Genomic DNA, 15,402 nt, shown 5'->3' with positions numbered 1-15,402 from the left:
GTTAGCCCGGTACCGCTGCATAAACAAGACGGCACCTTGCGCCAGCAGAATGAAGCGCAACAATGGACCATGGTCAACTTCCTGAAGAAGTGGCAAGCGGAACTGCGGATGACTTTTACGGGTCACCCGCAGTCCACGCCTGACTGGGTGCTGCGGCTTGCCGAGGGAAACGACCCCGGGTACCACCTTCCCGGATCGGCCGTCTGGGCCGTCCACGGTTCCATGTCCACGATCATCGCGGGAATCCGGGTGCTGCTCATGCAATCCCTGCATCCCGGCGCTTTGGCGGGGGTGTACGACCATTCAGGCTTCAAAAGGGATCCCCTCGGCCGCCTGGCAAATACCATCCGTTGGATCTTCACGGTGAGCTACGGCTCCATGGACGCAGCCCACACGGCAACCCACTTCGTGCGGCGGGTGCACGATTCCGTCAAGGGCAACTACGTTGACGCCCAGGGCCAAACCCGCGAGTACTCAGCAAACGATCCCGAGCTTCTCCGCTGGGTCCACGTTGCGTACGCGGATTCCTTCGTTGCGGCGCACCGGATCTGGGGCGGGGCGGTCCCCGGCGGCGCCGACGCCTACATCCGCGAATGGGCCCAGGCCGGCCGCCTCATGGGAGTCGAGGACCCTCCCTTGAGTCTCGCGGAAGTGACGGCGGAAATGGACCAGTGGTACGCCTCCGGACATCTCCGCGCGGACGAGCGGCTCAGGGAAACCATCGAATTCATCAGGTACCCCCCGTTGAAAGCGTCGCTGCAACCCGGTTACCGGATTCTGTTCGCCGCGGCCGTCGCCAGCCTGGAGCCCCGATATCGGGAATTGCTGGGGCTGGAAAAAGCCCGTATCGGCCCCATTCCGCTACCGTCGATTCTCGCCGCGCGGGTGGTGCTCGCTGTCGTGCGCCTGACGTTGGGCCGCAGCGGCCCCAGCGAGCAGGCCGCCCGGAAACGATTGCGGCGCCTGGGGTACGAGGCTTAGACGCAGAGGAGCCCGGCGGAACGGTGTGGCCGTTCCGCCGGGCTTCCTTGACGAATCGCTAGATCAGCGCGTCCGACAAGTGGTTCGGAGTGCCGAAGCGGTGCGCCGTGATGCTGATGGCCTGCTCGTGCAGGAACGGCAGCATCTCGATGCGGCCGGCCGGGGTCACCGTGCCGTGGTAGATCGCGACGTCGGGACGGCCGCCGGTCGCTGCGCTCAGCGCGCTGCTGTCCCCGCCGATCAGGCGGATACGGCCGCCGTTGATGCCTGCCGCGGAAACCAGCCATTCGGCGTCGTTCTGGATGCGGGTGCCCACGCCGAGCCCCGCGAACGCTGCGATGACAGCTTCGGGAAGTTCGACAGCGGAGGACACCGTGAGCGCCGAACCCGCCACTGCACCGGCTGCCACGACGCGAAGCAAGTCCACGAGCTTCCCGCCCTCGGACAAGCGGATGGTCACGGGGATGGCCCGGTACCGGAAGACGTTGCGCTCGGCGCTCAGGCCGGAGACGTCCTTGCGGGTGCCGAATTCCGTGGCCCATGCCTCGGCGTCGCTGAAGAGCGCCTTCTGCAGGGCCTCAGCCTCGCTGGCTTCGACAAGCGAGCCTGCGGCCTTGGCGGCGGCCAGGATCGAAGCGGCCGCACCCTTGAGCGTGGCACCGCGCTTGGCGCGGGGCTCCGTAGGGAGCCAGCTACCCAGCCCCACCAGGTAGTTGGGTCCGCCGGCCTTGGTGCCGGCGCCCACGGCCGACTTCTTCCAGCCGCCGAACGGCTGCCGCTGGACGATTGCGCCCGTGATGCCGCGGTTCACGTAGAGGTTGCCGGCCTGGATGGTCTCCAGCCAGACGCCCATTTCACCGGAATCGAGCGAGTGCAGCCCGGCGGTGAGGCCGTATTCGATCTCGTTCTGGATTGCGATGGCTTCTTCCAAGGTGGACGCCGTCATGACGCCGAGGACCGGGCCGAAGAACTCGGTCAGGTGGAAGTAGGAGCCGCGCTTCACGCCGAACCGGATGCCCGGGGACCACAGACGGCCGGTCTCGTCCAGCTTCTCGGGCTTCACGGCCCAGGTCTCGCCCTCGCCGAGGGTGGTCAGCGCGTTGAGGAGCTTGCCGTTGGCCGGCTCGATGATCGGGCCCATCTGGGTGGTGGCCTCTTCCGGGTAGCCCACCTTGAGCGAGCGGGCGGCATCCACGAGTTGGTTGTGGAAGCGCTCGGACGTGGCTACGGAACCCACCAGGATCACCAGTGAAGCGGCGGAGCACTTCTGCCCTGCGTGCCCGAAAGCGGAGTACACAACGTCCTTGGCGGCAAGATCGAGGTCGGCGTGCGGGGTGACGATGATGGCGTTCTTGCCCGAGGTTTCCGCGAGCAGCGGGAGGTCCTGCCGGAAGGACCGGAAGAGCTCAGCGGTCTCGTAGCCGCCGGTGAGAATCACACGGTCAACGCTGGGGTGCGAGACCAGCTGGGTGCCCAGCTCGCGTTCTTCGAGCTGCACGAGCGCCAGCACTTCGCGCGGCACGCCGGCCTCCCACAGGGCGTCCACCATGACGGAACCGGAGCGGCGGGCCTGCTTTGCGGGTTTGATCACGACGGCGGATCCCGCCGCGAGTGCCGCCAGTGTGGAGCCCGCGGGAATCGCCACCGGGAAGTTCCACGGCGGGGTCACAACGGTGAGCTTCGCTGGGACGAACCTGGCGCCGTCGACCGTTTCCAGGTCCTTGGCGCGCTCGGCGTAGTAGTGCGCGAAGTCGATCGCTTCGCTGACTTCGGGGTCGCCCTGTTCGATCGTCTTGCCGGTCTCGGAGGCCATGACCTCGAGAAGTTCGGCGCGGCGGGATTCCAGGATGTCGCCTGCGCGGTGCAGGATAGCTGCGCGCTCGGCGGCAGGCATGGCGCCCCAAGTTTTGCCGTGTTCCACTGCGGTGGCAATGATGCGTTCCAGTTCCTGCGGGTCGCTGACCTTGCTGGCTTCAACGATCGCGTTTCCGGCAGTGGAGCCCGGGATGCGGTCGAGGATGGCACGGCCCCAGGCCCGGTTGGCGGGCAGGGCAGGATCGGTGTCCGGAGTGTTGGCGAAGCCCTGGCTTGGCATGGCGGCCGCGGGCTTGTTGCGGTCCTGCGTGCGGTTGGGGGCCGGAACGGCGTCGTCCAATTCTGCGAGGGAGGCGAGGAAGCGCTGCTTCTCACGCTCGAACAGCGATTTGTTTTCGCTGAGTTCGAACACAGCGGACATGAAGTTGTCCTGGCTGGCGCCTTCTTCGAGGCGGCGGATCAGGTAGGCGATCGCAACGTCGAACTCGCCCGGGTGCACCACCGGCGTGTACAACAGGAGGCTGCCGACGTCCTTGCGGACGGCCGTGGCTTGGCCCGTGGCCATACCGAGGAGCATCTCGAACTCAATGCCCGCCGTAACGCCGCGCTCCTTCGCGAGCAGCCACGCAAACGCGATGTCGAAGAGGTTGTGGCCGGCGACGCCGATGCGGACCGCATCGATGTGTCCTGGGGTGAGCGCGTAGTTCAGGACGCGCTTGTAGTTGGTGTCCGAATCCTGCTTGGTGCCCCACGTAGCGAGCGGCCAGCCCTGGACGGACGCCTGGACCTGTTCCATAGGCAGGTTGGCGCCCTTGACGACGCGCACCTTGATGGGAGCGCCGCCGTTTGCCCGGCGGGCCGCAGCCCATTCCTGCAGTTCCTGCATGGCCGACAGCGCGTCCGGGAGGTAGGCCTGCAGCACGATGCCGGCCTCAAGGTTCTTGAACTCGGGCTTGTCCAGGATCCGGGTGAACACGGCCATGGTCAGGCTGAGGTCCTTGTATTCCTCCATGTCCAGGTTGATGAACTTGGGCTTGGGGAACGATGCGGCCAGCTCGTAGAGCGGGGTGAGCTTCTCCACCACGTGGTCCACTGCTTCGTCGAAGGCCCACAGCGAGTGCGGGGCCACCGTGGAGGACTCCTTGATGGAGACGTAGTCGACGTCGTCACGGGCCAGGAGCTTGAGGGTCCCCTCGAGCCTGCGGCTGGCTTCGCGTTCGCCCAGGACGGCCTCGCCCAGCAGGTTCACGTTCAGGTGGACGCCGTTCTGCTTGATCTTGGCGATGGCCGGGCCAAGCTTGGCATCGGTGGCGTCCACGATCAGGTGGCCCACCATGTCGCGGAGGACTTTGCGTGCGATCGGGATGACCACCTGCGGCAGGACCGGAGCCATGAGGCCGCCGGTGCGCACAGCAGCGCGCATGTACCAAGGCAGGAAGGCCGGGACCTTCGGGGCAAGCTTGGCCAGGTTGCGGCCGGCGACGGACAGATCCTCAGGGCGGATGACGCCGTCGACGAATCCCACCGTGAAGTCCAGGCCGTTCGGATCCTTCAGGACGCCGGCGAGGCGCTGCGCGGAAACGTCAACGGGTACCTTCGAGGCTTCGGTGAGCCAATGTCGAACCAGTTGGATGGCTTCGTGGGCCAACTCCTGGAGGTGCCCGGATTCCGGGGTGGATTGTGTCCTGGCGTCGATGCTCGAATCCCGGGTTGGTGTGCTCATGCGCTTCGTTCCTTTTGGTGCGGAGAGTGCTTTGTTTCCATCAGTATGGATCTACAATCAGATTAGGAAAAGCGATCTTTTCTGAAGAATATTCATTAGATTTCTCGACCCTTCTGGAGAGCCGAATGCTGGATGTCCGCAGGCTGCGCTTGCTGCACGAATTGAAGATCCGCGGAACGCTCGCAGAAGTGGCCGACGCCATGAAGTACAGCCCGTCCTCGGTGTCCCAGCAGTTGACCTTGTTGGAGAAGGAAGCGGGCGTGAAACTGCTGAGAAAATCCGGCCGACGGGTGCAGCTGACGCCGCAGGCCGAGATCCTCGTGGAACATGCGGCCGCTTTGCTGGCCACCCTCGAGCGGGCAGAGACGGATCTCGCGGCGTCTCTGTCCACAGTGACGGGAACAGTGCGGCTCGCCGTGTTCCAAACCGCCGCCCTGGCCCTCATGCCGGACTTCCTCACCATCATGAAGGGCGAGTATCCCGAAGTGCGAGTGGAAATGATCCAGCGCGAACCCGAGACTGCGCTCTATGAAACCTGGGCCCGAGACTTCGACATCGTGGTGGCCGAGCAATACCCAGGGCACGCAGCACCACACCACCCCGGCCTGGACCGCGCAACCCTGACCAGCGACGCCATCAGGCTGGCCACTCCCCCGATTGGCCTCGGTGGCGAGTCGATTTCCTCGCTCGCGGATACGGCTCCCCTGCCATGGGTCATGGAACCGCATGGTGCGGCGTCCCGGCACTGGGCAGAACAAGCATGCCGCTCCGCTGGCTTCGAGCCCGACGTCCGGTACGAAACCGCCGACCTCCAAGCGCAAATCCGGCTCATCGAGTCCGGCAATGCCGTGGCCCTCATGCCGGACCTCGTCTGGACGGGCCGGACCACTCCGGTCCAACTGCTGGACCTCCCCGGGCTCCCGAAGCGGACAGTCTTCACGTCGACGCGCACCGCCGGCCGGATCCACCCCGCAATCCTGGCATGCCGGGAAGTGCTGGAACGGGTGGCTGCGGAACGGATGTAGGGGTTCGGCTGGCTGGTGCGGTCGGATTCTGCACGATCATTCCGCATGCAGGGACAATTCGAAGAGAGCCAAAACGCAAAAAGGCCCCGGTCCAAGGACCGGGGCCAAACGCGGAGAATGGGGGATTTGAACCCCCGAGGGCGTTAACCCAACACGCGTTCCAGGCGTGCGCCATAGGCCGCTAGGCGAATTCTCCATGCTTCTGAATCAAAAGCAGACTCCACTGTACCCGAGAATTTCGGCATCGCCCAATCGGGACATTCATGGTGTCGAGCGGGCCCTCCGTGCGCTTAAACGTAAAAATGGACGCCCCCAATGCGTCCATTCCTCCGGCACTCCGTTGAGCTGCTGGGTCCAGCCCCTGAAACCAGGCCCTGCGGCTCACAATCTTGAGATTGCCCCAATCGGTGTACATACCCATAGTCCGCTGCGTTCAGCGGTTTGGCAATGGAGATTGGAAACCATCCTTTGACCTGTTTTTGAGCGGCCGCTGGGAGGATGGTGGAATGAGCCACCTGCACGCCCTCGTTGTCTACGTCCCGGTATCCCATAGCGAGAGCTTGCTGGCCGCGATCGGTGATGCCGGGGCGGGCAGAATCGGCGACTATTCGCATTGCTCCTTCACCACTCCGGGCACTGGACGCTTCACCCCCATGCCAGGGGCACAACCGTTCATCGGCGCCGTGGGGCAAGGCGAAACGGTGCCGGAAATCCGGGTCGAGTGCGTGGTTGAGACGGACTTGCTCGACGCCGTAGTGCAGGCCCTGCGCTCAGCCCACCCTTATGAGGAGCCCGCGTTCATGACGTGGCCCGTGAACGGTTGGCGCTAACCCCGCGGGACATGTCCAGTGGATCCCCCGAGCGCCCAGGGGACATGTCCATTTTTTGGCTCCCACAAGGCACATGTCCGCAAATTCGGAGGGCTCGAAAACTTCGGGTAAGCTTGTCGACGGCCCCTCATGTGGCGTCATCCTGTTGAACTCCCCCAGGACCGGAAGGTAGCAAGGGTAGATGGGCTCTGGCGGGTGCATGAGGGGTCTCTTATTTAAATGTCAGTCCCTATAGGTAGGTTTCCCCTGTGACTGTTACTACTGCGCTTTACCGCAGATATCGCCCCGATTCTTTCGCGGACGTTATCGGGCAGGAACACGTCACCGAGCCGCTCATGACGGCCCTGCGCAAAAACCGGGTCAACCACGCCTACCTCTTCTCCGGCCCCCGCGGCTGCGGAAAAACCACGTCCGCCCGCATCCTCGCCCGCTGCCTCAATTGCGCCGAAGGCCCCACGGACACTCCTTGCGGCAAATGCAACAGCTGCATTGAGCTGGCCCGCGGGGGCTCCGGCTCCCTCGACGTCATCGAGATCGACGCTGCCAGCCACGGTGGCGTGGACGATGCCCGGGATCTCCGCGAACGCGCCACCTTCGCCCCGGTCCGGGACCGCTACAAGATCTTCATCATTGACGAAGCCCACATGGTCACCTCGGCCGGCTTCAATGCGCTGCTGAAGATCGTCGAAGAGCCGCCGGAACACATCAAATTCATCTTCGCCACCACGGAGCCGGACAAGGTCATCGGCACCATCCGCTCCCGTACGCACCACTACCCCTTCCGGCTGGTGCCGCCCGAGCCGTTGATGCAGTACCTCGAGCTTCTCTGCCAACAGGAAAACGTGCCGGTGGCTCCCGGCGTGCTTTCCCTCGTGATCCGGGCTGGCGGCGGTTCGGTGCGCGACTCGCTCTCCGTACTGGACCAACTCATGGCCGGCGCCGGACCCAACGGCCTGAACTACGAACTCGCCGTCGCATTGCTTGGATACACCCACGCTTCACTGCTGGACGACGTCGTCGAGGCGATCGCCGCGTCAGACTCCGCCACGGTTTTCCGTGCCGTGGACCGTGTCATCCAAACGGGGCATGATCCCCGCCGCTTCGTCGAAGACTTGCTGGAGCGGTTCCGCGACCTCATCATCGTCCAAGCCATGCCGGAAAGCGCCCAAGCCATCCTCCGCGGCATGCCTGCGGACCAGATAGCCCGGATGCGCAGCCAGGCAAACAACCTCGGTGCGGCCGAGCTATCCCGTGCCGCCGATGTGACCAATACCGCGCTCACTGAGATGACCGGCGCCACTTCGCCGCGTCTGCACCTCGAACTGCTCTGCGCCCGGATCCTACTGCCCAGTTCCGAGCAGACCGAACGCGGGATCGCGGCCCGGATCGACCGCGTCGAACGCCGTCTCAACTACGGCGGGGCACTTCCCCTCGCGGAAGCCCAGACGCCGCCGGAAGCTGTTGCGGCTCCTTCCACTTCCGCCGTGCCAACTGCGCGCCCAGCGGAACAACCAGTGGAACGCCCGACGGCGGACGCCAGTCCCGCTCCCGCCTCACCAGCGCTCCACTCACCAACGCCCGGGGCAGCCGCGTCCGGGCTGGCCGCGCCCTTGTCAGCCACGTTCGCCGAGGCTCCGGCCCCCGGCCGTTCGCCTGCCTCCGAGGAACCGTCCAGGGAGCAGCTGACGCCGCCGCGGGTCTCCACTACTGACTGGCCCGTGGATGAATCCAGGCAGCAGGCCGGCCGCCCCGCTCCCGAGCCAGCTGCACAGGCTCCAGCTCAAACGCCCTCGCCGGCCCAGGCTCCGGCGTCAACCCCCGTACAACCGCCGGCGCCCGCGGAGGCGCCCGCCCCGCAGCCAGCGCCCGCTCAGGCGCCTCGCCCCGCTGCCGGTGGTGCTGATGTAGAGGTCATCCGGCGGGCTTGGCCCGAAATCCTCCAGACGCTGACCAAGATCAAGCGCAGCAGCTGGGCGTTGGTCGGAGCAAACGCGCAGGTGGCACAGTTCGACGGTCAACTTCTCACTCTTGCATTCAGCACTGACGGCCTTGCGAGCGCCTTCAGCCGCGCAGACCATGCCGAGAACCTTCGCCAGGCCATCCACAAGACGATCGGCATCGACTGCCAGATCACTTCGGTCGTCGGAGGCAACAGCTCAGGTAGCTCTGAACCAAACCCAAAAGCACCGGCTGACCCGGCGCCCCCTGTAGGGGGTGGCGGCTCCCCGGCTGTATCGTCCGCCGTGGACAGCGCGTGGGGACTTGCCCCTGCGGCCCAAAGCCCTGCCATACCGGAAGCAGACAAGCCCGAGGCAGCACCGGCATCCGGGTCCGCTCCGAGCCAGGCCGTTTCCGCGGCTCCGGATCCGGCCCCAGCAGCCACTGGGGCATCGTCCGCCGCAGAAGCTGCCTCGACCGCAACGGCACCGGCAGACCCGGCCGCGGACTACTCCTATTCGGACGATGATTGGGGCCCCCCTGGGGACGAGGACGCTCCCCCGCTGGACGAAGAACCGCCCATGGATTGGGAGCCGTCGGCGTCCCCGGGCTTCTCCGCCATGCCCACGGCGGGCCCACGCGCCGCGGCCGCTACGCCACGCACTGATTCCCCAGCCCCCACGAACAAGCGCTCCACCCAAGCATCTCCGGAGAAAGCACCTTCGGGGAAAAAATCGAAGACCCCGGAAGATCCATGGTCCAGGGCTGTAGAGCACGCGCCGGGTTCGTGGGTGGTCGGCACCGAGTCCAACGTTGGTTCGGCGGCTTCGGGCACCTCCGCCAACCCTGGTAGCCCGGCCACTTCGCCCTCGCCGGCCACGCCGAGTCCCGTCTATGAACCTGCCGCCGCGCAGGTTCCAAACCAGCCGCAGGCGTCAGTGCCGGGACTGGCCACCGAGCCGGCCGCCGAACCCGCGCGTTCGGCCGTAACACTCGCACAAGCCCCTGCCCCTGCCGCTGCCCAAGCGGCCCCTGCAACAGGGTCGGCGCCTTCGGGAAGCGGGAAGCAGAGCCTTTACCAACGGCTTTCGAACAGCCCCGAAGCGATGGCCGGCCGCGAGAAAGCACCTGCACGGGCCGCCGTCGCTCCCGGCACCGTGGTGGAAGACATCCCGAGTGCCGACGATGAAACCATCGAGGAATCGGGAGTCTTTGGACGGGCCGCGGTCGAGCGTATTCTGGGCGGGAAGCTACTGGAAGAACGGTCGCTGGACAGCATGCGCCGCTAACAAACTGACGCCGTCACCACACCCTGCGCGCGAGAGCCCCGCCGGCGCCACAAAGGGTGCCACCAAACCGCGACGCCGCCGAACGGCAAAGGCGTCCACACCGAACGAACGAGGACATTGTGTACGAAGGCGCAGTACAAGAGCTGATCGACGAGCTCGGCCGGCTCCCCGGCGTCGGGCCGAAGTCGGCGCAGCGCCTGGCCTTCCACATCCTTGAGGCCGATCCCGAGGACATGAAGCGGTTGGTCGCGGCCATCACCACCGTCAAGGAACGGGTGAAGTTCTGCACCGTCTGCGGCAACGTCACCGAGCAGGAGCTGTGCAACATCTGCCGCGATCCGCGACGCGACCCCTCGGTGATCTGCGTGGTCGAAGAATCCAAGGATGTCCTGGCTGTGGAACGCACGCGGTCCTTCCGCGGCCGGTACCACGTCCTCGGCGGCGCCATCAATCCGATCGCAGGTATCGGGCCTGAGCAGCTCCGTATCCGCGAGCTGCTGACACGGCTCAACGACGGGGCCATCCAGGAAATCATCATCGCGACCGACCCCAACCTCGAAGGCGAAGCGACGGCCACCTACCTGGCCCGCATGCTGAAGTCGATCGGCATCACCGTCACCAGGCTTGCTTCCGGCCTCCCGGTGGGCGGAGACCTGGAGTATGCGGACGAAGTCACCCTCGGTAGGGCCTTCGAGGGCCGCCGCAACGCCCTCATGTAGGCGGCTCGCTTCCAGGAACACCCCCGACGCCGTTGCGGACCCCTAAGCGAGCCGCCCGTTTACGCGATCCGCGTCCCGCTGGCTAGCCGGCCGGCAGGGGTCCGCAGCGACCGCCAGCCGAGCCACATGAGCAGCCCCGCCAGGACCAATTGCAGGCCGAGTCCCAGTGGCCACAAAGGCGTTGTTTGCTTGAGGTACTGCGGCTGCGGCACGCCGTTTGCGCATAGGTAGGAGTGCTCCGGCCCGGCGAGCGCGGACCTGGCCCCCTGGCTGATGCCCTCGATCATCCCGACGGAGTAGAACGCCGTCCCGCTCCGGTCCGGATACGGAATGGCGTCGGCCACCACCACGTAGGGATTCAACGCGAGCATCCACGCAACGCGTTCGGTCCGGACGGCCGGGTGCTCCACCAAGGGCCCCTCGCAGGTGTATGCCGGCTGCGCTGGTTCCGTCGGCTGCTGATTCGGCTGAACCGGCGCATACAAAACGCCACGGCCAACGGGAGAGTTGGCCAATACCGTGCCCTGCGCCAGTTGCGATCCCAGTCCGAAGGAAATCAACGAGCCGACCACCAGCGCCGCGACTACCAAGTAGGTCACCACGATCGAGAACAGTGGCCGCCCGGCAAGCGCCGAAATCCCCACTCCGATCCCGCACACAACGGCCAGTTCTACCGCCAGCATCAACAAGGAAACCACCACGTGCCCCGGGGTCAGGCCGCCTTGGAACATTCCGAAGACAAGGAACGGGGCGCTTGTCGCCAGGAAGGCGAGCGCCGCGAGCCATCCGGCGCAGAACTTGCCCCAGAGAATCTGGCCAGGGGTAAGCAAGGTGATCTGAAGGATGGCGAGTGTGCCACCGGCCCGGTCTCCATTGATGGCATTGGCGGACAGCGCAGGTGCCACAAGCAGGGCAAAGAGGAGCACGAAGGCCAGCACGACCTCGAAGATCATGGACCCGGCTCCGTCCTGGGGCGCCAGCGCCGAAGGCGGCATCGTGGAACGCCGCGCTTCCATGCTCGCGTTCCAGGCGAGCCACGTCAGCCACGTCACTACCGCGATGACAAAGAACCAGATGCCCAACATGATGTACCAGCCGCGGGAGCGCAACCGTTGTTTCATCTCGAGGACCACGACGTCGCGTATTCCCCCGAGGTAGCCGACGACGGCGCTCCAGCCTCCCGTAGCTCCCTGCGGTCCCGCCGGAGGTCCCGCTGAAACAGGCACGGATTCACTCACGTCGCTCATGGCCTCTCCGTATCCAGGTTCATGTACGTCTCTTCCAACGCACCGGCTGCGGGGGCGAAGGAAACTACTCCGATGCCGGACCGGACGAGTTCGCCCAAGAGGGCGGCAGCGCCGTCGTCGTGCGTCAACAGCAAGGTGACCGACGGGCGGCGGCCCGCTTCCACCCGGTATTCCAGCCCGAGTTCGCTGAGCTTTGCGGTGAGGGCCGCATTGTCGAGGGTTGTGATCGCGTAGCGCCGGCCCTGCAGGGCCGCCTCCTCAAGGGTCTGCTGTTTCACGGTCCGGCCCTGGCTGACGAACACCGCTCCGTCCGCGATTTCATCGAGCTCACTGAGTACGTGGGAGGAAACCACCACGGCTTTCCCTTCCCCGGCCAGGCGGCGCAGCAGGTTTCGGAGCTCCACCCGGGATCCCGGGTCGAGGCCGGACGCTGGCTCGTCGAGCAGAAGCACGGAGGGATCGTGAATGAGGGCCCGGGCCAGGCTGAGCCGTTGTTGCTGGCCCCTTGAGAGGACCCGGGCGGGCTGGTCGGCAAGGGTGTCCAGCCGGACAAGTTCGAGCAAGCCGGCAACACGCTGGGCGATGCCTGCCCTGGGCAGGCGGTAGAAGCGCGCCATCTGGACCAGGATTTCGCGTGCGGTCAAGGACTCCCACACCCCCAGGGTGTCCGGCATCCAACCGATCCGAAGCCGCGCGGCCGCGCTGTGGTGCAAGGGATCCAAGCCGTTGATCCGAATGGTCCCGGAGTCGGGCCGCAGAAGCGAGGCAAGCATGAGAAGGAGCGTCGTTTTGCCTGCGCCATTGGGCCCAATGAGCGCCGTGACCTTCCCTGGCGGGGCGTGGAAATCGATGTGCTCGACGGCGTGGACCGTGCCAAAGCGGCGTGAGACGCCTTCCGCGGATACTCCCGGGGCGTCACCAACCGGGACTCTTGAACTTTCAGCTATGGACATGCTCTACTCACCTGTTTCCCCCAAACAGAACAAGTACGCTTCAACTCCCGTGAGCCCACATGCCCGCAGGCTGCGTATTTCTTGATCGTACGCCAAGCCGAAACCGCTCGGCGTGCACCCAAGGGCCGAGATTTGGTCACAATTCCCCCGCCCGCCGTGCCCGGCGATAAACTGGCCACATAAGCCACGTAGCCGTGCCGCTACCTGGCCACGCAACGTATGATCCCCAATTGAGCAGTGAGGGTGCGCGCATGAGTTTGCCCACTACCGATGTGAAAACCGAAGACCTGACCGCGCAGCCTGCCAAGACCAAGCAGCTGATCGTGCAGAAGTTCGGCGGCTCCTCGGTGTCCGATGCAGAAGGCATCAAGCGTGTTGCCCGCCGCGTTGTTGACGCACAAAAGGCCGGCAACGAGGTTGTCGTAGTGGTTTCCGCCATGGGAGACACCACGGACGAGCTCCTGGACCTCGCCGCCCAAGTCACCGATTCTGCTCCCGCCCGTGAGATGGACATGCTCCTCTCCGCAGGCGAGCGCATCTCCATGGCCCTGCTCGCCATGGCCATCAACAAGTTCGGTGCCTCCGCCCAGTCGTTCACCGGCTCGCAGGCCGGCATGATCACGGACGGCATCCACGGGAAGGCGCGCATCATCGACGTCGACCCCCACCGCATCCGCACCGCTTTGGACAAGGGACACGTCGCCATCGTGGCCGGCTTCCAGGGTATGACCCGGAGCACGCGGGAGATCACTACCCTTGGCCGCGGCGGATCCGACACCACTGCGGTGGCCCTCGCAGCCGCGCTCGAAGCAGACGTCTGCGAAATCTACACGGACGTCGACGGCATCTACACCGCGGACCCCCGCGTGGTCTCCACTGCCACGAAGATCGACCGTATTTCCAGCGAGGAAATGCTGGAACTGGCAGCTTCCGGCGCCAAGATCCTGCACTTGCGTTGCGTGGAATACGCCCGCCGATTCGGCGTGCCCCTGCACGTCCGGTCCTCATTCAGCCAGAACGAAGGCACCTGGGTCCTGCCCAGCGCCGACGACAAGATCACGATTCAAGAGGGAGTTGCCTTGGAGCAGCCAATCATCTCCGGTGTTGCACACGACCGTTCAGAAGCCAAGGTCACCGTGGTCGGCGTCCCGGACATCCCCGGCAAGGCCGCCGCGATTTTCCAGGTCATCGCCAAAGCACATTCGAACATCGACATGATCGTCCAGAACGTGTCCACGCACGGTACCGGCCGCACGGACATTTCCTTCACCCTGCCCATCGTGGAAGGCGCCGATGCCCTCACCGCCCTCCGTGCTGCGCAGCCTGAAATCGGCTTCGAGAGCATCGAATACAACGAGAACGTCGGCAAGCTTTCGCTGATCGGCGCCGGCATGCGTTCGCACCCGGGCGTCTCCGCCACCTTCTTCAAGGCGCTCTCCGACGCGGGCATCAACATCAACATGATTTCCACCTCGGAGATCCGCATCTCCGTGGTCACGCACGCCGATCTGCTGGATGACGCCGTGCGTGCCATCCACAAAGCGTTCGAGCTCGACGGCGACGCCGAGGCAACCGTCTATGGCGGCACCGGCCGCTAGACGAACTCCGCCGTCGGGCACCCGCCGTCGGAATCTGGAGTACTTAACGTGAAAGAACCGGAGCTTGTGCTCCGGTTCTTTTGCTTTCCTGCGGCTTTGGAGCCGCGAGCGGCTTCAGGCGCCTTCCTTGCGGACTCCGTAGTGGTGGCCCTGGTCGTCCGTTTCGACGACGAAATGCCCCAGGTCTTCTTCCGACGCCGTCTCGAAGTCGTCATGCTTGTGGACTACGGGCGCATCAATGTCGCCCCGGGTTGCCGGGCCGAACCAGAAACGCAGTCGATCGGTTACCCTCATGAAACTATCGAGTGCATGTCCCACAATTCCCACCTCCTTCCCCGCTGCGAGGTCCAGCCGTACGGTTGGAGCTGAGTGGTTCCAGTGAGGCCAATTTTACGCCCGGAACCGGCAAAAGGCCCGGGGTCGGCGTCGATCGCTGAGAGCGAGAAGCCCCTAGCGAAGGGACTTGTCATCCGGGTTCTTGGGGACCACGTAGGTGCTGCCGTCCGGCCGGCGGACGGTCTCCCATTGCTGCGCTTCGGCCTGGCGCCGCACGAGGAGACGCTTGTTCTCCTCGGTCATTTCATGATCCAGGGAACTGCTGTGCGCCGGTCCGAAAATGATCCGAAGCTTGCCAGTTGCGCGCATGAATCTCTGGGTCATGGTCTCTTTGGCCACCGGGTCTACCCTCTCTCAAAAGGATGTTGTGGTTTAAGAGTACACTAACAATTAGTGCACTAACTATTGGCCGGCGCAGTCCGGTCATCGACACGGAACGGAGCAAGCCATGGCCGCACCCATTGCCCCCGAAACCGCCGCCCTGCCTGAAGACGACCTTCTACTCGAGCGCCAATTGTGCTTCGCCCTGACCGTGGCGTCGCGGAGCGTGGTGGGCGTCTACAAGCCGGTGCTTGAAAAGATGGGGCTGACCCATCCCCAGTACCTCGCGATGCTCGCCCTATGGGAACGCAGTCCGCGCACGCTCAAGGACATCAGTGAGGCACTCCTGCACGAGCCTGCCACCCTTTCGCCCATCCTGCGCCGGCTCGAAGAAGCAGGATTCGTCACCCGCAACCGCATCCACGGAAACGAACGGGCACTTGCCATCACCTTGACGGAAGCCGGCTCCGCCCTCAGGCAACAGGCGACGGCCGTGCCGGGAACCATCATGGAGCGGCTCCAACTCACGCGTGCCGAAGTAGCGGAACTGCACCGTGCAATGACCGGGCTCATCGCGGCCACGCAACACCCCACTGCCGGTGCGGGCGATAAACTGGCATAAATCAA

Annotated in this window: 12 protein-coding genes, 1 tRNA gene and 1 other RNA gene; 8 read left to right on the top strand and 6 right to left on the bottom strand. The window is 65.1% G+C overall.

Going from position 1 to position 15,402, the window contains the following annotated elements:
* The first annotated feature begins 69 nt into the window (after positions 1–69).
* A complete protein-coding gene (locus QRN51_RS03575; RefSeq protein WP_284988806.1) occupies positions 70–981 on the top strand; it encodes an oxygenase MpaB family protein in 912 nt (303 codons plus the stop codon).
* A 58-nt stretch (positions 982–1,039) separates the two neighbouring features.
* Here the strand turns inward: QRN51_RS03575 and QRN51_RS03570 are convergent, their stop codons facing one another.
* Positions 1,040–4,519, bottom strand: a complete 3,480-nt coding sequence (locus tag QRN51_RS03570) for a bifunctional proline dehydrogenase/L-glutamate gamma-semialdehyde dehydrogenase (protein ID WP_284988650.1) — start codon at positions 4,517–4,519, stop codon at positions 1,040–1,042.
* A gap of 125 nt (positions 4,520–4,644) precedes the next feature.
* Between QRN51_RS03570 and QRN51_RS03565 the strand changes: the two genes are divergently transcribed.
* Positions 4,645–5,544 carry a LysR substrate-binding domain-containing protein gene (locus QRN51_RS03565; protein ID WP_284988649.1) on the top strand — a complete coding sequence of 300 codons (900 nt, stop codon included), beginning with the start codon at positions 4,645–4,647 and terminating at the stop codon, positions 5,542–5,544.
* Positions 5,545–5,655: 111 nt separating this feature from the next.
* Here QRN51_RS03565 and QRN51_RS03560 read toward each other — a convergent pair.
* Positions 5,656–5,740 (bottom strand) — tRNA-Ser (locus QRN51_RS03560).
* A gap of 310 nt (positions 5,741–6,050) precedes the next feature.
* On the opposite strand from QRN51_RS03560, the gene QRN51_RS03555 reads away from it, so the two are divergent.
* The 4 genes from QRN51_RS03555 (at position 6,051) to recR (ending at position 10,320) form a co-directional block, all read left to right on the top strand.
* On the top strand, positions 6,051–6,374 hold the full coding sequence (locus QRN51_RS03555; protein WP_284988648.1) for a YqfO family protein: 324 nt from the start codon (positions 6,051–6,053) through the stop codon (positions 6,372–6,374).
* Positions 6,375–6,492: 118 nt separating this feature from the next.
* Positions 6,493–6,589, top strand: an RNA gene (ffs, locus tag QRN51_RS03550) — signal recognition particle sRNA small type.
* Positions 6,590–6,622: 33 nt separating this feature from the next.
* Positions 6,623–9,601, top strand: coding sequence for a DNA polymerase III subunit gamma and tau (locus QRN51_RS03545; protein ID WP_284988647.1), 2,979 nt, complete (start codon positions 6,623–6,625; stop codon positions 9,599–9,601).
* Between the two features lie 119 nt (positions 9,602–9,720).
* On the top strand, positions 9,721–10,320 hold the full coding sequence (recR, locus tag QRN51_RS03540; RefSeq protein WP_028265726.1) for a recombination mediator RecR: 600 nt from the start codon (positions 9,721–9,723) through the stop codon (positions 10,318–10,320).
* A 59-nt stretch (positions 10,321–10,379) separates the two neighbouring features.
* On the opposite strand, the gene QRN51_RS03535 is transcribed toward recR, so the two are convergent.
* Both QRN51_RS03535 and QRN51_RS03530 read right to left on the bottom strand, forming a co-directional pair.
* Complete coding sequence (locus QRN51_RS03535; RefSeq protein ID WP_284988646.1) at positions 10,380–11,567, bottom strand: ABC transporter permease; 1,188 nt, start codon at positions 11,565–11,567, stop codon at positions 10,380–10,382.
* Complete coding sequence (locus QRN51_RS03530; protein ID WP_284988645.1) at positions 11,564–12,520, bottom strand: ABC transporter ATP-binding protein; 957 nt, start codon at positions 12,518–12,520, stop codon at positions 11,564–11,566. The genes QRN51_RS03535 and QRN51_RS03530 overlap by 4 nt, the downstream gene beginning before the upstream one ends.
* A 251-nt stretch (positions 12,521–12,771) precedes the next feature.
* On the opposite strand from QRN51_RS03530, the gene QRN51_RS03525 reads away from it, so the two are divergent.
* A complete protein-coding gene (locus tag QRN51_RS03525; protein ID WP_234752629.1) occupies positions 12,772–14,118 on the top strand; it encodes an aspartate kinase in 1,347 nt (448 codons plus the stop codon).
* 114 nt (positions 14,119–14,232) lie between these two features.
* Here the strand turns inward: QRN51_RS03525 and QRN51_RS03520 are convergent, their stop codons facing one another.
* Both QRN51_RS03520 and QRN51_RS03515 read right to left on the bottom strand, forming a co-directional pair.
* Positions 14,233–14,412, bottom strand: a complete 180-nt coding sequence (locus QRN51_RS03520; protein ID WP_113990642.1) for a hypothetical protein — start codon at positions 14,410–14,412, stop codon at positions 14,233–14,235.
* Between the two features lie 156 nt (positions 14,413–14,568).
* Complete coding sequence (locus QRN51_RS03515) at positions 14,569–14,778, bottom strand: hypothetical protein (RefSeq protein WP_253257261.1); 210 nt, start codon at positions 14,776–14,778, stop codon at positions 14,569–14,571.
* A 124-nt stretch (positions 14,779–14,902) separates the two neighbouring features.
* On the opposite strand from QRN51_RS03515, the gene QRN51_RS03510 reads away from it, so the two are divergent.
* Entirely contained in the window at positions 14,903–15,397 is a 495-nt protein-coding gene (locus QRN51_RS03510; RefSeq protein ID WP_284988644.1) for a MarR family winged helix-turn-helix transcriptional regulator, read from the top strand.
* Positions 15,398–15,402 lie beyond the last annotated feature (5 nt).

It is taken from the genome of Arthrobacter sp. efr-133-TYG-120 (assembly GCF_030209785.1).
In the GTDB taxonomy this organism is placed as follows: domain Bacteria; phylum Actinomycetota; class Actinomycetes; order Actinomycetales; family Micrococcaceae; genus Arthrobacter.
Note: the sequence above shows the minus strand (reverse complement) of the source record. Positions and strands in the feature narration are given on the sequence as shown.